Origin of the sequence: Pseudomonas qingdaonensis (assembly GCF_018398475.1) — a bacterium.
GTDB lineage: Bacteria > Pseudomonadota > Gammaproteobacteria > Pseudomonadales > Pseudomonadaceae > Aquipseudomonas > Aquipseudomonas palmensis.
Genome location: NZ_CP074676.1, coordinates 2,744,518 through 2,764,059 on the forward strand (window position 1 = coordinate 2,744,518; position 19,542 = coordinate 2,764,059).

Genomic DNA, 19,542 nt, shown 5'->3' on the forward strand with positions numbered 1-19,542 from the left:
GTGGGAGCGGGCTTGACCCGCGACGAGGCGCTGCAGATCGAGGGTCAGGCGCGCTCGATGGCCAACGCCACACCCTGCCCACCACCGATGCACAGGGTTGCCAGGCCCTTCTTCGCATCACGCTTGATCATCTCGTGCAGCAACGACACCAGCACCCGGCAACCCGAGGCACCGATCGGGTGGCCCAGGGCAATCGCGCCGCCGTTGACGTTGACCTTGCTCGCGTCCCAGCCCAGCTCCTGGCCCACCGACAACGCCTGGGCCGCGAAGGCTTCGTTGGCTTCGATCAGGTCCAGCTGATCCAGCGACCAGTCGGCCTTCTGCAGGCAGCGACGGGTCGCGCTGACCGGGCCGATACCCATGATCGCCGGGTCCACGCCCGCATTGGCATAGGCCGCAATGCGCGCCAGTACCGGCAGGCCCAGGGCCTTGGCCTTGGCCGCGCTCATCAGCAGCACCGCCGCTGCGCCGTCGTTGAGGCTCGAGGCGTTGCCCGCCGTCACGCTGCCGTCCTTCTTGAACGCCGGCTTGAGCTTGGCCAGCGACTCGGCGGTGGTGCCGGCGCGGGGCTGTTCGTCGGTGGCGAACACCAGCGGCTCACCCTTGCGCTGCGGGATCTGGATCGGGGTGATCTCGTCGGCAAAGCGGCCGGCCTCGATGGCCGCGCAGGCCTTTTGCTGCGAGGCGGCGGCAAAGGCGTCCTGGGCCTCACGGGTGATGGCGTACTTGTCCACCAGGTTCTCGGCGGTGATGCCCATGTGGTAGTCGTTGAAGGCATCCCACAGGCCGTCGCTAATCATGCTGTCGATCATGCTGGCATGGCCCATGCGCAGGCCGGTGCGCGCGGCAGGCAGCACGTAGGGGGCCAGGCTCATGTTCTCCATGCCGCCAGCGATGATCACGTCGGCGTCGCCACAGCGGATCGCCTGGGCGCCCAGGTGCAGGGCCTTGAGGCCCGAGCCGCAGACCTTGTTCAGGGTCAGGGCCGGTACCGCATGGGGCAGGCCGGCCTTGATCGCGGCCTGGCGCGCCGGGTTCTGGCCGCTGCCGGCGGTGAGCACCTGGCCCAGAATCACCTCATCCACTTCGCTGCCGGCCAGCCCGGTCTGCTCCAGCAGGCGGCGGATCACCGCTGCGCCCAGCTCCGGGGCCGGGATGGCGGCCAGCGAACCCTGGAAACTGCCGATGGCGGTACGAGTGGCCGCGACAATGACGACGTCTTGCATGGAATATTCTCCTTGTTAGTGGTCCAGTGGCGTGAGTGTTGCGCCATTACATATATTTGTTAAGTTGATTTTTGAGATGGATTGATCGATAAACCTCAACAATTCCCCCTTTTGCCGGAGTCAGCATGACCGTCAAGCAGCTGCGTGCCTTCTGGGCAGTGGCCCAGAGCCTGAGTTTTGCGGTGGCCTGCGAGCGTCTGCACCTGTCGCAGTCGGCACTGAGCCTGACCATCAAGTCGCTGGAGGAGGGCCTGGGCGGGCGGCTGTTCACGCGCACCACGCGCAACGTCACGCTGACCCCGGAAGGCGAATCGCTGCTGCCCCTGGCGCGCCGCCTGCTTGCCGACTGGGACAACGCCGAGGACGAGATCCGCCAGCGCTTCACCCTGCAGCGCGGGCGCGTGACCATTGCGGCGATGCCGTCGTTCGCCGGCAACCTGCTGCCGCCCATCCTGAAGAACTTTCGCACCCGCTACTCGAACATCGGGGTCACGGTGAACGACGTGATCAACGAACAGGTGCTGGAGATGGTGCGTGACCGCCAGGTGGAGCTGGGGGTGGCGTTCGAACCGTTCGAAGGCTCGTCGCTGGTGTTCTCGCCCCTGTACGTCGACCGGTTCACTGCCGTGGTGCCGCTGGATTCGCCCCTGGCCGCGCTGGATGAAATCGACTGGCAGACCTTGCTGCAGCAGCCGTTCATTACCTTGCAACGGCCCTCGAACGTGCGCGTGATGCTCGAAGAGCACCTCAAGGCGCGCGGCATGAAGCTGGCGGTGGAGTTCGAGAGCCATCAACTGGTGACAGTGGGTCGCATGGTGGCCAGCGGGCTTGGGGTCAGCGCGGTGCCGGCCCTGTGCGCCGGCCAGATGCACGAGCTGGGCGCGCGCTGCATCACCCTGCGCGACCCGGTGGAACGTGCCATCGGGGTGCTGAGCAAGCCGGGCCACGAACTGTCGGCTGCGGCCCAGGCGTTGTTCGACAGCCTGCATGAACAGCAGGCCGAGGCCAGGCGCTAGACGGCGGCGAGCAGGCTGCGCAGGGGCACCTTGTTCTTCATCACCGGCGACTTGATCACGATGTAGCTGAAGTACTTCTCGATGCCGATGTTCTGGTCGAGGATGGTTTCCATCAGCTCCTGGTAATGCTGGATGCTGCTGGTCAGAAAGCGCACCAGGTAGTCATAGCCACCGCTGATCAGGTGGCATTCGAGCACCTCGTCGATGTTGCGGATGCTCGATTCGAATTTCTGAAAGTCGGAGCGTTTGTGGTCGCTCAGTGTGACTTCGGTGAAGATGGTTACCGAGTTGGCGAACTTGGCCAGGTTCAGGTGGGCTTCGTAGCCGCTGATATAGCCTGCCGCCTCGAGTCGCTTGACCCGTTGCAGGCACGGGCTGGGCGACAGCCCCACGGCTTCGGCGAGGCTGACGTTGGTCATGCGGCCGTCTTTCTGCAACTGGACCAGGATGTTGATATCGATCCGATCGAGCTTGGTTGCCGCTTCCATTCCTGACTCCTGAAATGCGGGATGACAAAAAAACACACTTTCACCCACGGGGCCTTCGCTGGCAAGGCCGCTCCCGGCGGGAGCCGGCATTGCCAGCGAAGGTGGCGCCGCAGAGGGGCGGATTACGCCGTAGCGCGGGTCAACGCCTGGTCGAGCATGCGCAGCGCTTCGGAAATCTGCGCCTCGGTGGTCACCAGCGGTGCCAGGAAGCGCACCACGTTGCGGTACACGCCGCACTTGATCACCAGCAGGCCGGCTTCACGGGCCTGGTCGATGATGGCCTGGGCCAGGTTCGCGTCCGGGGTCTGCGCGGCGTCGTCGGCCACGATCTCGATGGCCTGCATGAAGCCCAGGCCACGCACGTCGCCGATGCACGGGTAGCGGTTCTGCAGGGCCAGCAGGCCTTCACGCAGTTGCACCGCACGCTGCTCGCCCTGGGCCAGCAGGTCTTCTTCCTCGAACAGGTCCATCACCGCCAGTGCAGCCGCGCAGGCCACGGCGTTGCCGCCGTAGGTGCCGCCCAGGCCGCCCGGGGTCGGCGCGTCCATGATCTCGGCACGCCCCACCACACCCGACAGCGGCATGCCGCCGGCCAGGCTCTTGGCCACGGTCACCAGGTCAGGCTGGATGCCCGAGTGCTGGAAGCCGAACGGCTTGCCGGTACGCCCGAAGCCTGCCTGGATCTCGTCCAGGATCAGCACGATGCCGTGGCGCGTGCAGCGTTCGCGCAGGGCACGCAGGAAGGCATCGGGGGCACGCAGGAAGCCGCCATCGCCTTGCACCGGCTCGATCAGGATGGCCGCCACGCGGTCGGGGGCCACGTCGGTGGCGAACAGGTGGTCGAGTTCGGCCAGGGCGTCGTCACTGCTCACGCCGCGGTATTCGTTGGGGTAGGTGGCGTGGTAGATCTCGGCCGGGAACGGGCCGAAGTTCTGCTTGTACGGCTGGCTCATGCCGGTCAGGGTGACGCCCAGCAGGGTGCGCCCGTGGAAGCCGCCGCGGAACGAGATCACCGCCGGGCGGTTGGTGTAGCCACGGGCGATCTTGATGGCGTTCTCCACCGCTTCGGCGCCGGAGGTGAACAGCACGCTCTTGTAGGCTTCGCCGCCACCGACCATGGCGTTCAGGCGCGCTGCCACGTCGATGTACGACGCATAGGCCACCACCTGGAAGCTGGCATGGGAGATCTCGCCCACCTGGCGGCGCACGGCCTCGACCACACGCGGGTGGTTGTGGCCGACGTTGAGCACGCCGATGCCGCCGACGAAGTCCAGGTAGCGCTTGCCGTCCACGTCCCACAGCTCCGAACCCTGGGCGTGGCTGACCACGATCGGGTGGGCGGTGGCGATGCCGCGGGGTACGTGCTGCTCGCGCAGGGCCAGCAGGCGTTGATTTTCAGTCAGTGCAGAATTCATGGTGCAGCTCCATTAACTAACGATGGTGTCAGGGGTTCGGGAACGCAGGTATTCAGTCGAGGCCGCCCATGTGCCAGGCCTTGATTTCGAGGAACTCGTCCAGGCCGTACTTGGAGCCTTCACGGCCGGTACCGGACTGTTTCATGCCGCCGAACGGGGCCACTTCCATGGAGATGATCCCGGTGTTCAGGCCGACCATGCCGAACTCCAGGCGCTCGCCCACACGCCAGGCGCGGCGCATGTCCTGGGTGAAGTAGTAGGCGCCCAGGCCGAACGGGGTAGCGTTGGCGATGGCCAGGGCCTCGGCTTCGTCCTTGAAACGGAACAGCGGGGCAACCGGGCCGAAGGTCTCTTCGGTGGCCAGCAGCATGTCGGTGGTGGCGTCCAGCAGCACGGTCGGCTGCACGAACAGGCCGGTGTCGTCGGGCATGCCGCCAATCGAGATGCTGGCGCCTTTTTCCACCGCATCGCCGATGTGGCTGGCTACTTTTGCGACGGCGGCGGCGTTGATCAGCGGGCCTATGGTCACGTTCTCGCCCAGGCCATCACCCACCTTCAGCTCGGCCACCGCAGCCCGCAGGCGCTCGGCGAAGCGGTCGTAGATGCCGTCCTGCACCAGAATGCGGTTGGCGCACACGCAGGTCTGCCCGGCGTTGCGGAACTTGCTCAGCATCACCCCGGCAATCGCCAGGTCGAGGTCGGCGTCGTCGAACACGATGAACGGCGCGTTGCCACCCAGCTCCAGGCTCAGGCGCTTGAGGGTGTCGGCGCACTGGCTCATCAGCAGCTTGCCGATGCGCGTGGAGCCGGTGAACGACAACTTGCGCACGGCCTGGTTGGCGGTCACTTCGCTGCCGATGCCGGCAGGCAGGCCGGTGAGCACGTTGAACACCCCGGCCGGGATGCCAGCACGATCTGCCAGTACCGCCAGGGCCAGGGCCGACAGCGGGGTCATCTCGGACGGCTTGACCAGCACGGTGCAGCCGGCGGCCAGAGCCGGCGCGCATTTGCGCGTGATCATCGCGTTGGGGAAGTTCCACGGGGTGATGGCCGCCACCACGCCGATCGGCTGCTTGAGCACCAGGATGCGGCGGTCGTTGGTGGGCGCGGGGATGGTGTCGCCGTAGATGCGACGGGCCTCTTCGGCAAACCATTTGACGAAGCTGGCGCCGTAGCCGATTTCGCCGCGCGACTCGCTCAGGGGCTTGCCTTGTTCGGCGGTCATGATCAGCGCCAGGTCTTCCTGGTTTTCCAGGATCAGGCTGTACCAGGCTTCCAGGTGACGTGCGCGGGTGGCGGCGGGGACTTCGCGCCAGCTTTCGAAACGGGCCTGGGCGGCCTCGATGGCGCGTCGCGTCTCGGCGGCGCCGAGGGCCGGGACCCGGGCGATTTCGCTGCCGTCGGCGGGGTTGATCACGGCAATCGTTTCGCCGTTGTCGGCATCGATCCAGCTGCCATTGACGTAAGCGCGTTCGACAAGCAGCGAGGGGTCACGCAGTGTGCTTTTCAACATGGAGAGGGTGCCTTCTACGGGTCCGGTGAATGGCACGATTGTAAGAACAGGCACGCAGTGACCGATGCCGAGATGGCCGCTTGGGCCAGGCATAAATGCCGTATTGAGGGGGTTGGCAGCACACTATGCTGCGGGGGGTGTTCGAGGTGTCTCCAGCGCCGGTCAAGCCCGCTCCCGCAAGGCCACTGACGGCCTGCTGGAGCGGGCCTGGCCTCGCCACAGGGCGGTACAGGCAGCAGATTGTTTGTCAGGCGTCGTTCTGCAGGCGGTACATCTCGGTCGCCACCTGCAGCTGAAAGCGCGCCTGCGGGTTCTCCATCGACAGCTGCAGCAGCTCTTCGATGCGCTCCACGCGGTAGCGTAATGTGCTGATGTGGATGTCCAGGCAGCGGGCGCTGCTGGCCAGCTGAAAGCCTTCGCTGGCCAGGGTGCACAGGGTTTCCATGAGCATGGCGCCGTTCTTGTGCCGGGTCAGCGGGGTCACCAGGCGCTCCAGCAGCATGCGCCGTGCATCGTCGTCGCCCATCAGCGCCCGCGGAAACAGCACTTCGTCAAACCCATGCAGCTTGCCCGGGCGCAGCAGCGGCAGCAGGGTGGCCACATCTCCGGCGCCCTGGGCCATGCCTGCCACGCCCCGGTGCACGCGGCTGGCGGCCATGGCGCCGCCGTCCAGTCGAATATGCTTCCAGATCGACTCGGGCACCACATCGGCCGGCACGATCAGGCTGATCTGGTTCAGCGACACCGACAGCAGGGGCGCGATTCCCAGCCCCTGCATGATCTCGGTGATGCGCTCGGCCTGCTCCTTGCGCCGCTGGAAGCCCTCGCGGCTGAGGGGAATCGGCTCGTCCAGCAACACCAGGCACACGCGGTAGTCGCGGGTATGACACCAGCCGGACACCAGCGCACGTTCGATGGCGCGCGGCGTTTCGGGGAACTTGCCTTCCAGCAGCCCTGCCACCAGGGCATGGCCCAGGCGGTTTTCCTGGTCCAGCAATTCGCGTTGATGGGACAGCTGCAGGGCGGCGATCAGCGCAGCATGTTCCACTGCGCGGCAGTGCAGCTCCTCGAAGCTGTCCCGCTGGCCCTTGAGCCACACCACCCCGACCCGCTCGCCCTGCAGGCGGATGGGGCAGCCCAAGCGAAACGCGCCGGCATCGGCGTCCAGCTCCAGCACCTGCGGCTCGACCCCCTGCAGCAGGTTGGCCTGCTCGTTCAGGTGGCGCATCACGGCAAGCTCCACGGCGTCATTGGCCGGCTCGCTGGCCCCCAGCACACTGCCGGAGCTGGCCACGATCAGCGCCGGCAGTTCCAGGGCGCTGGTGAGGGCGCTGGCCAGGCTCTGCAGGTTGTCGGCCTCGATGGCAGCGCGGGTGAGCATGCGGTGGATAAGGTCGGAGCGACGGATGATGCGGGTCTGGAAGTTGATGATCTGTTCGAGAACCTGCTGGGTGATGTCGCTGAAGGCGACTTCCCAGGGCAGTTCCAGCAAAGGGAAACAGCAGCGGTCGGCCTCTTCGATGGCCGCCTGGGGGAAGTGTTCGTGAAAGTGCGGGACTGCCATCACGACCCCGGCCAGGCCCAGCTCGGCCAGCCGGCGAACCATGTCACGGCATTTTTGCGGGTCTTGCGGCCAGTTGTAGCCGGTGGTCAGCAGCAGGTCGCCCTTTTTCAGCCAGTTGAAGATGTCGGGGTGATCGACGATATGCACCCACGCCAGGTCGCGGTCCAGGCATTGCCTGCCCGCGACCACGGTGGCCTGGCTGAGGGAGGTCTGTTCCAGGGCTGTGGCGAGTTTCATGTGCAATCCACGATCCAGACACGATAGAGGATCGCAGTCTAGCGGACTGGACATGGCTGCGGGGAGGGCCCTGGACAGGAGAATAGAACCTGTGCGCTGATCATCCATGAGGCGCACAGGGAGGGGAAATCAGGACTTGCTAGCCCAGGCGTTGAACTTCTGTTCAAGCGTTTCTGCGTTCTCGAGCCAGAACTCGACGTTTACCCGCAGTGCATTCTTCTGGTTCTCTGCCGCGGTGGGCAGGTCGTCAGCCAGCGACTTGTCGAGCATTTCGGCGGCCTTGGTGTTGGACGGGCCGTAGGCCATCTGCTCGGTGTAGAGCTTCTGCTGCTCAGGCTGCATGGCGAACTTGATGAAGTCGTAGGCCTTGTCCAGGTTCTTGGTGCCGCGCGGGATGGCCCACTCGTCGAACTGGTACAGGTTCTGGTTCCAGACGATCTTCAGGTTGCTGCCGCTCTGCTGTGCAGCGTGGATGCGGCCGTTGTACGAGGACGCCATCACCACATCGCCAGCCACCAGGTACTGCGGCGGCTGTGCACCGGCTTCCCACCACTGGATGTACGGCTTGATCTCGTCCAGTTTCTTGAAGGCGCGGTCCACACCTTCTTTGGTGCTGAGCAGCTTGTAGACTTCGGCAGGCGGCACGCCGTCGGCCATCAGGGCGAATTCCAGCGAGCCACGGGCAGACTTGCGCAGGCTGCGCTTGCCCGGGAATTTCTTCACGTCCCAGAAGTCGGCCCAGCCGGTAGGGGCGACCTTCAGTTTGTCGGCGTTGTAGGCCAGCACGTTGGACCACACGAAGATACCGACGCCACAGCCGTCGTCACTCTTGGTGCCTTCGATCCAGTCGCCCGGCGTGCCGAGGCGTTCGTAGTCGAGTTTTTCGAACAGACCTTCTTCACAGCCACGGGCACGGTCGGTGTCTTCGGTATCGAGCACGTCCCAGGTCACGGTCTTGGTGTCGTTCATGGCGATGAGCTTGGAGATTTCACCGTTCCACTCGCCAGCGATCACCTGGGTCTTGGTCTTTTCTTCGTAGGGCTTGTAGAACGCGGTGACCTGCGCGGCCTTGCTCGCGCCACCATAGGAGATCACCGTGAGCTTGTCGGCAAAGGCACTGTTGGCCAGCATCAGGCCACCGAGCACGGTGAGGGTGAAGAGTTTTTTCGACATTCGAACGCTCCAATCAAGACTGTTATTTCGAGTTATGTTTGGCAGTTGCAAGCGGGCGCAAAATAGATGAAAGGTGCTGATTTTTATAGTGGCAAGGTGCCTGCTGTGTTTGAGAGTGAGTTGAGGCTAATGGATAAGCGCTGCCATGGGTATCTATTAAACGCAGGATAAGCCTATTTTTTTATCCTGCGCTTTATAGGAAGGTGCTTTGTACTTTAGTGGCGATCGAACCATACGGTCTGCGCGTTGCAGAACTCGCGAACGCCGAAGTGCGAGAGTTCGCGGCCAAAGCCGCTCTTCTTCACCCCTCCGAAGGTCACGCGAGGATCACTGGCGCTGTAGCCGTTGATGAACACGCCGCCGCACTCCAGTTCGTCGGCCAGTTGTCGGGCCAGTGCCGCATCGCGGGTGTACACGGTCGAGGTCAGGCCGAATTCGCTGTCGTTGGCCAGCTGCAGGGCGTGGCGCGCATCCCGGGCAGTGATGATCGAGGCCACCGGGCCGAACAGCTCCTGGCGGAACGAGGTCATCTGGTCGGTGACGTCGGCCAGTACCGTGGGCGCGTAGTAGTTGCCCGGGCCTTCGACCTTGTGCCCGCCCAGCAGCAGCGTGGCGCCTTCGGCCAGGGTGGCCTGGACCTGCTGGTCGAGCTCGTCGCGCAGGTCATGACGCGCCATCGGCCCCAGGTAGGTGTCGGCCAGCAACGGGTCGCCCATCACCAGCGCGCGGGTTTTCTCGACGAACTTGCGGGTGAATGCCTCGACCACGCCGGCTTCGACGATCAGCCGCTTGGCTGCCGCGCACACCTGGCCGGTGTTCTGGTAGCGGCCGATCACGGCAGCCTGCACGGCGGCATCCAGGTCGGCATCGTTCAACACGATGAACGGGTCGGAGCCGCCCAGTTCCAGTACGCATTTTTTCAGCGCGGCACCGGCCTGGGCACCGATGGCGGCACCGGCACGCACGCTGCCGGTAAGGGTCACGGCGACGATGCGCGGGTCGACGATGGCCCTGGATACGCCCTCAGGCGTCACGTTGAGCACCTCGAACACGCCTTCGGGGAATTCGGCCTGCTGGAACGCATCGCGCAGCAGGTAGGCCGAGCCCATGACATTGGGCGCGTGCTTGAGCACGTAGGTGTTGCCGGCGATCAGCGCGGGTACCGCACCGCGCAGCACTTGCCACAGCGGGAAGTTCCACGGCATCACCGCCAGGATCGGGCCCAGTGGGCGGTATTCGATGTGGGCCTTGGCGTCGGGTACCTGGGTCGGCTCGGGGGCCAGCATGGCCGGCCCGTTCTCGGCGTACCACTCGCACAGCTGGGCGCACTTTTCCACTTCGCCGCGGGCCTGGGCCGCAGGCTTGCCCATTTCCAGGGTAATCATCCGCGCCATGGCCTGGGCGTTGTCGCGCAGCACGCCGGCGAGTTTCACCAGCAGGGCCGAGCGGGTGGCCAGCGGGGTACGCCGCCAGCCGGCAAACCCGGCAGCGGCGCGGCCCAGGGCGGCGTCCATCAGTGCGTCGGTTTCATAGGCGTAGTGGCCGATGCGTTCACCGGTGGCCGGGTTGATCGAGAGGGCATGGGTGTGGCTGGTTATGTCGGTCATGGCGGGCGTTCCTGTCAGAAGGGAAACAGGGGCCCAGCGTAATGCCGTGCTAATCTTTCGAAAACTGAATAATAAAAACGGTTTCTTTCACGTTTGGAGAATGTTTTTGGACCTGGTACAGCTTGAGATCTTCACCGCCGTGGCCGAGCACGGCAGCATCAGCGCAGCCGCCCAGCACATCCACCGCGTGCCGTCGAACCTGACCACGCGGATCAAGCAGCTGGAAGCCGACCTGGGGGTGGAGCTGTTCATTCGTGAAAAGCTGCGCCTGCGCCTCTCGCCGGCCGGCTGGACCTTCCTGGAGTACGCCAAGCGCATCCTGGCCTTGGTGGAGGAGGCCCGCCTGACCGTGGCGGGGGAGGAACCCCAGGGGGCGTTCTCGCTGGGCTCGCTGGAAAGTACCGCAGCGGTGCGCATCCCCGCGTTGCTGGCGGCCTACAACCAGCAGTACGCCAAGGTAGAGCTGGACCTCTCCACCGGGCCGTCGGGCACCATGATCGAGGGCGTGCTGTCGGGACGCCTGGCGGCGGCCTTCGTCGACGGCCCGGTGCTGCACCCCTCGCTGGAGGGCGTGCCGGTGTTCGAGGAGGAGATGGTCATCATCGCGCCGCTCAACCATGCGCCGATTCACCGTGGCCAGGACGTCAACGGGCAGAGCATCTATGCGTTCCGGGCCAACTGTTCGTACCGCCATCATTTCGAGCGCTGGTTCACCCAGGATGCCGCCGTGCCGGGCAAGATCTTCGAACTGGAGAGCTACCACGGCATGCTCGCCTGCGTGAGCGCAGGGGCGGGGCTGGCGCTGATGCCACGCAGCATGCTCGAGAGCATGCCGGGGTGCGCCACGGTCAGCGTGTGGCCGATGTCGCAACGTTTTCGCTACCTGCGCACCTGGCTGGTATGGCGCAGCGGCACGGTATCGCGCAGCCTGGCGATGTTCGTGAAACTGCTGGAGGAGCGGGGCGCGGTGCTCCAATAGTGCGGCGTGGCGCCACTGCGGTCTGGCGGTTATCGCACTTTTTGCGTTTTTTTGGCTCTATTCATCGCCAGGCCGCGTCGATCCCCGACGCGGCCCGTGAATTCAGACCCCGGTGCCGATGGTTTATCCGCTTTGCGTTCCACCCCAGCGCGTGCTGCGCCGGCTGTTGCTGGCGGGCACGCTGATGGCCTGCGCCGCTGGCTGTACCCAGCAGCAGGGGCGCGATATCGCCACCCAGCTGGGCAACGGCCGGCCCCAGGAACTGTTCCAGACCAGCGTCGATCGCATGGCCACGCTGTCGATGCAGGACAACCTGCAGAGCCTGTACCTGTTGATGAGCAAGCTGTACCTGCGCAACCCCAACCAGTGGCGCGAATCGGGCTTTCTCGATGCTGCCAGTGCCGAGCGGCAGATCCGCCAGGCCATCGAGCAGCGCCAGGCCTTGCCGCAGCTGGGCGAGCGCCGCGACCTGGCGGCACTGAGCTATGCCCTGAGCCCGGAGTTCAGGGGCGACCGCGTTGGCGCGTTCATCTACGCCATCGGCAGCATGCTGGTGACCGCCCATGGCGGGCGTACCGAATTCTTCATCACCGACACCATCGACCCGCAGTTCGTCAGCAACGCAGCGCGCAACATCGAGAAGGCCACCTGGCTGCTGAGCCAGCGCCAGGATGCCAATGGCGTGCTGTTGCTGTTCTCCAACGAAATCTCCGAGGCGGGCAGCAACCTGAGCTTTGCCGTGGAGTTCGGCAAGATCGTCGCGCGCCTGGACCTGCTGACCCAGATGCTCGACGAGCGCTACCGGCGCATCGGCCTGAACTATGCGCAGAGCCTGTTGCTGATGAACTTTCTGCCGGTGCAGTGAGGTGTCTGCCTGGCGCCTTTGGGCGCAGATTCACTGAACCATCGCGGCGTCGCCTGACCTAACGCAATACCATTCGGGAGATGACGCATGCAAAACAACGGTTATATCTGGATCACATTGGCGGTAATCCTGGCCCTGGTGGAACTGTGGGCCATCAAGAGCATCATCGGCAGCAAGAGCAAGGCCGACCGCAAGATGTTGTGGATCGTGCTGGTGGTATTCGTGCCGCTGGTCGGCCTGATCGTGTGGGGCGTGGCGGGGCCCAAGGCGATCAACAACAACGCGGCCTCTCGCAACGGCTGACTCAACGGCGCAAATTGAGCTTCGGATTGCTGGCTGACATGGCCATTTGACACCCCTCCATTCGCCATCTAGCGTTGAGCGCGAAATTGCGCATTCGCGCAGACCCCACTGGCAAGGAGGCTAGACGGCCATGATCAGCCCGGCATCGATCAAATCCATTCGTGTGCACCCAGGGCTCGGCGTTGCCCGTGTCGGCAACGCCGATGGCGATGAGGAGTACGTACTCGCCGCGCAGGTGCCAGGGGCACTGGCCAGCAGCGCCGACGGGCAATTTCGCGATGCCAGGGGCCAGGTGCGGCGCCAGGCCGTGCGCTTTCGCCTCTATGCCGAACTGCACGATGGCACCGTACAGGAGCTGAGCCTGGACGACGGCGTGCAGATCGAATGGACCGTGGAAGTCGCCAACCTCAAGGCCGGCTGGTACGCCTTCGAAAACGCCATGGACCTGCCCGGCCAGTACGCCATCGCCGAAAAACGGCGCAACCCGCACGTGACCGGCACGCAGCGCCAGGCCCTGGACATCCGCCCCGGCCCCAGGACCATCAGCGGCCGCCGCCAGCAAGGCAAGCCCTTCCATTTCGACACCGGCACCTTCCACGGCAAACCCGTGTACCTGGGCGAACTGCGCACCGACGAGGCCGGGCGCCTGATCGCTCTCGGCGGGCACGGCCACAGCGCACCGCGGGTGGACAAGACCCCACCGACAACCTTCGCCAACAACGACGACTGGCACGACGACGTGTCGGACGGCCCGGTGTACGCACGGGTGACGTTCAACAATGGCCAGAGCCTGGATGCCGAGCCCGGCTACCTGGTGGTGACGCCCCCCAACTACGCGCCAGGGCTGTTCGGCGTGGTCACCATGGAAGAGGTGGTGCGCGACCTGTTCGTGCGCCAGGGTCAGCTGCCGGCCGAGCCGGGCTGTTCGTTCACCCGCGATATCTGGCCGATCTTCGAGCGCATGACCCACATGCAGTGGACCAACCAGGGCCTGTTCATGCTCAGCGGCCACGGTTCGCCACTCGATACCCAGAACCCCGACGTGGTGGCCCGGCTGGCCGACCCCGGTGAGGCCAGTGCGGACTTTCGGCGCAAGGTCTTCGCGCTGTTTCGCGACCCCGCCAGCACCGCCGAGTTCGCCCCGGCGCTGTTGCCCCTGTACGGCGACTATTACGGCGACTACGACCTCGACCCCCAGCCGCCATCCGCGGTCGGGCTCGCGGTCACCCCGCTGATGTACCAGGCCTTGAGCCAGTGGGTGCAAGGCGAATTCGTCGCCGACTGGCAGGGCGCGCCGGTGCCGGCAGACTTCGACACGCTCGAACCGCGCGCCCAGGCCCAGGCGCTGGACCGCGCCGGCCTGCATGAATGCCTGGGCGGCCCGTTCCACCCGGGCATCGAACTGACCTGGTTCATGCGTGTGCCCAGCGTGTGGCGCAGCCCTTATCGCCTGGCGGTACTGCCCCAGGGGCAGGCGGTGCGCCAGGATTTCGGTGACGAACTCACGCCACAGGTGTGCCTGGCACCCCAGGGCCCGCTGGACGGCGTGGGCCCGGGTTCGCTGACCCGCGCGCTGGGCGTGCCGTGGCAGACCGACGAGGCCTCGTGCCTGTCGGATGCCGAGTACGAGCCCAGTACCTACCTGTCGTTCCCCAGCTACTGGGGGGCCCGCGTGCCCAACCAGGTACTGAGCAGCGAGGCGTGGGAGCGTGTGGGCGCAAGACGTACCACGCCAGCGCAGCAGCTCAAGCATTTTTCCTACCGCGAGGACTGGCTGCGCGACCTGAAGGGCAGCTACTTCACGCGCATCAACCTGATGGTGAGCCACTGGTGGGAGTTGGGCATTCTGCTGGCCCATGACGCCACCCCCGAGGCGACCGCACTGGGGTTGCCGGCGCGGGCCTGGATCGAAAGCGGGCGGCCCGAGCGGGTCACCGGCTCCAATGCCAAGCTCGACCTGCTGGCGGTGATCGAGGCCCTGGATTCGCCGCCACCGTTGCTGGGCGAGACCGAACTGGAGCCGCCCAGGCAGAAGGTACCGCCACGTCGTCGGCTGCGCAGGGACGAGATTTGAACCCCGTGCACGACGTGCTGGTGGTGGGCGCCGGGCCGGCCGGCACGGCGCTGGCCATCCGCCTGGCGCAGGCCGGGTTGCAGGTGGGGCTGGTGGAGCGTGAACCCGAGGCGGCGCTGCGCCCCGGCGAGTGCCTGTCTCCCGAGGCGTTGCCTGCACTTGCCGCACTGGGGCACGCCGACCTGCTCGACGACAGCACCGTGGCGCGACGCTGCTGCGGCGTGCAGTCGATCTGGCTGACCAGCGAGCCGGTATTTCGCGACTACTTCTGCGAGCGCGCCGCCCATGGCGCGTTCCTGGAACGACGGGTGTTCGACGCCCGGCTGCGGGAAAGGGCGGCGGCGCTTGGGATCACCCGTGAAGACGACGTGCGGGTGACCCATGCCGATTTTGCCGATGACGGCATCACCCTGGGCGGTCGGCGAGGTGAACACCCCTGGCGCGGGCAGGCACGTTTCGTGGTGGATGCCACCGGCAAGGCCAGTTGCATCGCCCGGCTCGGCGGGGCACGGCGCCAGCGCCTGAGTCGTCAGGTGGCCGTCGCGGCGCGCCTGCCCCGAGGTGGCTCGGAACTGGCCGACACCGAGTGGCTGCTGATCGAGGCGGATGCCCAGGGCTGGTGGTCCGGGGCCACCACCGCCAGCGGCCAGCGTCACCTGGTGCGCTTCTTTCCCGGCGGTGACGGTCAGCGCACCGCGCCGCAGTTGGCCGAGCAACTGCAGCGCACGCGCCTGATGCAGCGCTATGCAGGTGCCGACGAACTGGCCGCAGCGCAGGTTCAGGTACTGGATGCCGGCTGCAGTGCACTGCAGCGCTGTGCATCGGCGCACTGGCTGGCAGTGGGCGAGGCGGCCATCGCCTTCGACCCGGTGTCGTCCCAGGGGCTGACCCACGCGCTGGGTGCCACCGACCTGGCTGCCCGCGCCATCCTGGCCAGGTTGCAGCAGGGCCGTCTGGACCTGCTGCACCAGTACGACCGGCACACCCGTATCACCCTGGGGCATTCGCTCAAGGGCCTGGCGCGGCACTACGCGCAGTGCCAGCCGTTGATGGCCGCGGGCTGAGGGCAGGGCGCCGGCGTTCCGGATTGCGGAATAAATTCCTCATCTGCAATACTGGCGCCGAATCCCTTCACTGGAACACCCTCTCCATGACGTATCGCCTGCAGGCTGACGCCGTGACGCTTCGCTACGACCAGCGCACGATCTCCACGGACCTTTCGGTGGCTATCACCGAAGGGTCCTTTACCGTCATCGTCGGCCCCAATGCCTGTGGCAAATCCACCTTGCTGCGGGCCTTGTCGCGCCTACTGGTGCCTTCGAGCGGCACGGTGCTGCTCGATCAGGTCGATATTCACACGCTCGCGGCCAAGGACGTGGCCCGGCGGCTCGGCCTGCTGCCCCAGAGCGCGGTTGCGCCCGACGGCATCACCGTGGCCGACCTGGTGGCCCGCGGGCGCTACCCGCACCAGTCGTTCCTGCGCCAATGGTCGCAGGCCGACGAACAGGCCGTGACCGCAGCCATGCAGGCGGCGCAGGTCAGCGAGCTGTCCGAGCGCCTGCTGCAGGAGTTGTCCGGCGGCCAGCGCCAGCGGGTATGGATCGCCATGGTGCTGGCGCAGCAGACGCCGGTACTGCTGCTCGACGAGCCCACCACCTACCTCGATATCGCGCACCAGATCGAACTGCTGGAGCTGCTGGCCGAGCTCAATCGCCAGGGCCGCACCATCGTCGCGGTGCTGCATGACCTCAACCAGGCGTGCCGCTATGCCTCGCACCTGATCGCCATGAAGGCCGGCGCCATCGTCGCCCAGGGCGACCCGGCGCGCATCTTCACCGAGGCCCTGGTGCAGGAGGTGTTCGGCGTGGCCTCGATGATCATCGCCGACCCGGTCAGCGGCACGCCGCTGCTGGTGCCCTTGTCGCGCGAGCGGGCGGTGGTGTCAGGCGCCTTGCCACGGCAGGCCGCCGGTTGACTGGTTGACCCGGCTGGCCGCCCGGAACAGCGCATCGCGGTCTTCGGGCGTCTTGAGCTGACCCAGGTCGGTCACCGTGGTCACCACACACACGATCTCGCCCTGGGCGTCGAACACCGGCGCGGCCTGCCCGGTTACATTCGACAGCAGGTGGCTGGTCTTCTCGGCCCAGCGGCTGCTGCGCACCTCGTCCAGCACAGCCTTGGCCGGCGCCGTGCCGCGAAAGTGCGCCGGTTGCAGCTTGCGCGCCGCATCGATGGTGGCCTTGGGCAGGAAGGCCTGGAACACCAGCCCGCAGGCGGTGTTGTCGATGGGCAGCACGTCGCCCAGGGCCAGCGGGTTGATCGAGAAGAACGCGCTGCGGTACCAGCGCACCAGCGTCGGGCCACGGTCGGTCCAGATCGCCACGCCGCCGCTGGCCGCATGCTGGTGGGCCAGCGCCTTCATGTGCTGCGCGGCGATCTCCACTGCATCCACCCGCTTGAGCGCACCGATACCGATGCTCAGCGCCGCCGGGCCCAGGTCGTACAGGCTGCTGGCCGGGTCCTGCCTGGCCAGGCCCTCCTTGACCAGACTCTGCAGATAGCGGTGCGCGGTGGACGCGCCGGTCTGGGTGCGCCGCGCCACTTCCCCCAGGGCCAGTTCGTGCTCGGCGCTGGCCAGTACGTTGAGAAAGCGGGCGGCGATGGCGACGGACTGAATGGTGCCCGAACGTTTTTCGCCCGGCGCGTGCGGGGCGTCATCCGCAGCTGGAATGGTTTTTTTCAACGGGCCTCTCCTCATCGCCGGCTGGCGGCTGGTCCTCATCAGGCATCAAGTGCGCGCCGCTTGTGCGCGGCGTCGGTGCGCATGATACCGACTTTTCCGAGCGCTGGCCGGGCCCCTGGATTTACCACATTGCAGAATGAATTCTCTATTGAGGAATTAAGTGGCCACATGATACCTTTCGCACAAACGATTATGATTATCATTTGGAGCGTATCTTGAAGGCCTATTCACCCCTTGAACTCACCTGCGGTTTCAGCGTGCTGACCCTGGCGACCGTGCTCGGCATGGCGCCTGCGATGGCCGATGATGCCGTTGCTGCCCCGGGCAAAGGTGCAGTCACTTTCGAACCGATCATGATCACCGGGGAAAAGCTCGAACGTGACCTGAAGAACACCGCCTCCTCGGTGTCGGTCAAGACTGCCCGCGACATCGAGCGCCAGAACACCGGCAACGCCAGCGTGCATGAAGTGCTCAATGACGTGCCCAACGTGATCTACACCGACTCGGTAGGCGCGCCGATCATCCGCGGCCAGGACACCCAGGGCCCGAACAACGGGCAGAACCAGTTCTGGGGCGGCACCGTGCCACGGGCCACCATCAACCTGGACGGCCACTACCTGAACTACAACGAGATGTTCTTCGGCGCCACCTCGGTGTGGGACGTGGACAGCATCGAGGTGTTCCGCGGCCCGCAGACCACCTCGCAAGGCGCCAACGCCATCGCCGGCGCGATCATCGTCAACACCAAGGACCCGACCTTCACCCCCGAGGCCGCCTACCAGGCCGAGATCGGCAACTACAACGCCAAGCGCACCTCCATCGCGCTGTCCGGGCCGCTGATGGGTACCGACCTGGCCGGGCGCCTGGCGGTGGACTACTCGGCGCGCGATACCTTCATCGACTACACCAACCCCAACTTCCAGAAGGGCAAGACCGACCACGACTTCAGCGCGCTCACCACCCGCGCCAAGCTGCTATGGCTGCCCACCGACATCCAGGGGCTGGAGGCCAAGTTCACCTTCTCGCACAACGAGAGCAACCGCCCCACCCAGGAAGCCGCCTCGGCGCCGTACCACAAGCTCGATCACACCACCACGACCATGCCCAGCTGGGAGCAGAGCACCAACACCAGCGTGCTGGACGTGAGCTACGACTTCGACAACGGCCTCAAGCTGATCAACCAGGCGCAGTATTCGTTGTCCAGCGTGCAGCGCTACACCGGCATCCCGGGGCAGGGCGACGCCGACATCAAGCAGAAGAACCTGTCCAACGAAACCCGCCTGGTGTTCGGTGACCAGCACAGCGTGCTCAGCGGCGCCACCGGCCTCTACGTGGCGCGCACCAGGACCGACGAAACCCTCAACCTGGCCGGGCTGTCGGCGTTCGACGACACCAAGGAAAACCTCGGCCTCTTCGGCGAGCTGAACTACCGCCTGAGCGACCTGTGGACCCTGAGCACGGGCCTGCGCTTCCAGCAGGACCGTATCGAGCGCGACGGCAACTCGGTGCTGGCGCCCACTGCGCTGGACTACCAGAAGACCTTCACCGCCGTGCTGCCCAAGGTATCGCTGGCCTACGCCGCGACCCCGGACTGGACCGTGGGCGCGATGGTCAGCCGCGGCTACAACCCGGGCGGTGTCTCGCTCAACCTGTCGACGCGCCAGTGGCAGTACTTCAAGGAAGAGTCGGTGTGGAACTACGAGCTGTTCACCCGCGCCAGCCTGCTCGATGACCGCCTGCGCCTGAGCGGCAACCTGTTCTACATGGACATGAAGGATTCGCAGTACAACATTCCGGTGGTGATCTCCACCGGGATCAGCCAGTCCTACACCATCAATGCCGAGAAGGCTCACGCCTACGGCATGGAACTGAGCGCCGACTACCAGCTGCTCGACAGCCTGACCCTCAAGGCCAGCGCCGGCACCCTGCGCACGCGCATCGACCGCATCACCAGCAACGACAGCTACCAGGCCAACGAGTTTGCCAAGTCGCCCGGCTACACCCTGAGCTTCGGGCCCAGTTGGGACGTGACCGACAAGCTCAACCTGTCGGCCCAGGTGCGGCATATCGACGGCTACTACTCCGACACGGCCAACAACTCGTCCTATTCGGTCGACTCCTACACCCTGACCGATGCCCGCGCCAGCTACCAGTTCACCCCGGCGGTGGAACTGTACGGCTACGTCAAGAACGTGTTCGACGACCGCTCGGCCACCTACCTGCAGCAGAACCGCGGCATTGGCGGCACCGAGGCGAGCATGACCACGCCACGCATGTTCGGCGTGGGCGTCAAGGGCTCGTTCTGAATCAACCCACTGTCAACGGCGGCCCTGGGGCCG

Annotated in this window: 16 protein-coding genes; 8 read left to right on the top strand and 8 right to left on the bottom strand. The window is 65.7% G+C overall.

Annotated features, from left to right (window positions below):
* Positions 1 to 44: 44 nt before the first annotated feature.
* Positions 45 to 1,226 carry an acetyl-CoA C-acetyltransferase gene (locus KH389_RS12550; RefSeq protein WP_058540218.1) on the bottom strand — a complete coding sequence of 394 codons (1,182 nt, stop codon included), beginning with the start codon at positions 1,224 to 1,226 and terminating at the stop codon, positions 45 to 47.
* 125 nt (positions 1,227 to 1,351) lie between these two features.
* On the opposite strand from KH389_RS12550, the gene KH389_RS12555 reads away from it, so the two are divergent.
* Positions 1,352 to 2,242, top strand: coding sequence for a LysR family transcriptional regulator (locus KH389_RS12555; protein ID WP_213607422.1), 891 nt, complete (start codon positions 1,352 to 1,354; stop codon positions 2,240 to 2,242).
* On the opposite strand, the gene KH389_RS12560 is transcribed toward KH389_RS12555, so the two are convergent.
* The 6 genes from KH389_RS12560 to KH389_RS12585 all read right to left on the bottom strand — a co-directional run bounded on the left by KH389_RS12560 (position 2,239) and on the right by KH389_RS12585 (position 10,239).
* The gene (locus KH389_RS12560; RefSeq protein WP_043861218.1) at positions 2,239 to 2,730 is read right to left on the bottom strand and encodes an Lrp/AsnC family transcriptional regulator; all 492 of its coding nucleotides are present in this window, start codon (positions 2,728 to 2,730) and stop codon (positions 2,239 to 2,241) included. The genes KH389_RS12555 and KH389_RS12560 overlap by 4 nt on opposite strands.
* A gap of 122 nt (positions 2,731 to 2,852) precedes the next feature.
* Complete coding sequence (gene gabT, locus KH389_RS12565) at positions 2,853 to 4,145, bottom strand: 4-aminobutyrate--2-oxoglutarate transaminase (protein WP_043861219.1); 1,293 nt, start codon at positions 4,143 to 4,145, stop codon at positions 2,853 to 2,855.
* Positions 4,146 to 4,197: 52 nt separating this feature from the next.
* Complete coding sequence (locus KH389_RS12570; protein WP_054914469.1) at positions 4,198 to 5,658, bottom strand: NAD-dependent succinate-semialdehyde dehydrogenase; 1,461 nt, start codon at positions 5,656 to 5,658, stop codon at positions 4,198 to 4,200.
* Between the two features lie 247 nt (positions 5,659 to 5,905).
* Positions 5,906 to 7,459, bottom strand: a complete 1,554-nt coding sequence (locus KH389_RS12575) for a PucR family transcriptional regulator (protein ID WP_100632735.1) — start codon at positions 7,457 to 7,459, stop codon at positions 5,906 to 5,908.
* A gap of 129 nt (positions 7,460 to 7,588) precedes the next feature.
* Positions 7,589 to 8,632, bottom strand: a complete 1,044-nt coding sequence (locus KH389_RS12580; protein ID WP_043861222.1) for a polyamine ABC transporter substrate-binding protein — start codon at positions 8,630 to 8,632, stop codon at positions 7,589 to 7,591.
* Between the two features lie 215 nt (positions 8,633 to 8,847).
* Positions 8,848 to 10,239, bottom strand: coding sequence for an aldehyde dehydrogenase family protein (locus tag KH389_RS12585; RefSeq protein ID WP_054914471.1), 1,392 nt, complete (start codon positions 10,237 to 10,239; stop codon positions 8,848 to 8,850).
* Between the two features lie 106 nt (positions 10,240 to 10,345).
* Between KH389_RS12585 and ptrR the strand changes: the two genes are divergently transcribed.
* The 6 genes from ptrR to KH389_RS12615 all read left to right on the top strand — a co-directional run bounded on the left by ptrR (position 10,346) and on the right by KH389_RS12615 (position 16,435).
* Complete coding sequence (ptrR, locus tag KH389_RS12590; RefSeq protein WP_088515131.1) at positions 10,346 to 11,218, top strand: putrescine utilization regulator PtrR; 873 nt, start codon at positions 10,346 to 10,348, stop codon at positions 11,216 to 11,218.
* 118 nt (positions 11,219 to 11,336) lie between these two features.
* Positions 11,337 to 12,083, top strand: coding sequence for a hypothetical protein (locus tag KH389_RS12595; RefSeq protein WP_043861224.1), 747 nt, complete (start codon positions 11,337 to 11,339; stop codon positions 12,081 to 12,083).
* A gap of 87 nt (positions 12,084 to 12,170) precedes the next feature.
* Positions 12,171 to 12,386 carry a PLD nuclease N-terminal domain-containing protein gene (locus KH389_RS12600; RefSeq protein ID WP_043861225.1) on the top strand — a complete coding sequence of 72 codons (216 nt, stop codon included), beginning with the start codon at positions 12,171 to 12,173 and terminating at the stop codon, positions 12,384 to 12,386.
* A gap of 130 nt (positions 12,387 to 12,516) precedes the next feature.
* Positions 12,517 to 14,460, top strand: a complete 1,944-nt coding sequence (locus KH389_RS12605) for a LodA/GoxA family CTQ-dependent oxidase (RefSeq protein ID WP_054914472.1) — start codon at positions 12,517 to 12,519, stop codon at positions 14,458 to 14,460.
* 5 nt (positions 14,461 to 14,465) lie between these two features.
* Entirely contained in the window at positions 14,466 to 15,524 is a 1,059-nt protein-coding gene (locus tag KH389_RS12610; protein WP_244988722.1) for an NAD(P)/FAD-dependent oxidoreductase, read from the top strand.
* 86 nt (positions 15,525 to 15,610) lie between these two features.
* Complete coding sequence (locus KH389_RS12615) at positions 15,611 to 16,435, top strand: ABC transporter ATP-binding protein (protein WP_043861228.1); 825 nt, start codon at positions 15,611 to 15,613, stop codon at positions 16,433 to 16,435.
* On the opposite strand, the gene KH389_RS12620 is transcribed toward KH389_RS12615, so the two are convergent.
* Positions 16,403 to 17,191: an IclR family transcriptional regulator gene (locus KH389_RS12620; RefSeq protein ID WP_426429156.1), complete on the bottom strand. Its 789-nt coding sequence runs from the start codon at positions 17,189 to 17,191 to the stop codon at positions 16,403 to 16,405. The two genes, KH389_RS12615 and KH389_RS12620, sit on opposite strands and share 33 nt — an antisense overlap.
* A 227-nt stretch (positions 17,192 to 17,418) precedes the next feature.
* On the opposite strand from KH389_RS12620, the gene KH389_RS12625 reads away from it, so the two are divergent.
* Positions 17,419 to 19,509, top strand: a complete 2,091-nt coding sequence (locus KH389_RS12625; RefSeq protein WP_058540521.1) for a TonB-dependent receptor — start codon at positions 17,419 to 17,421, stop codon at positions 19,507 to 19,509.
* Positions 19,510 to 19,542 lie beyond the last annotated feature (33 nt).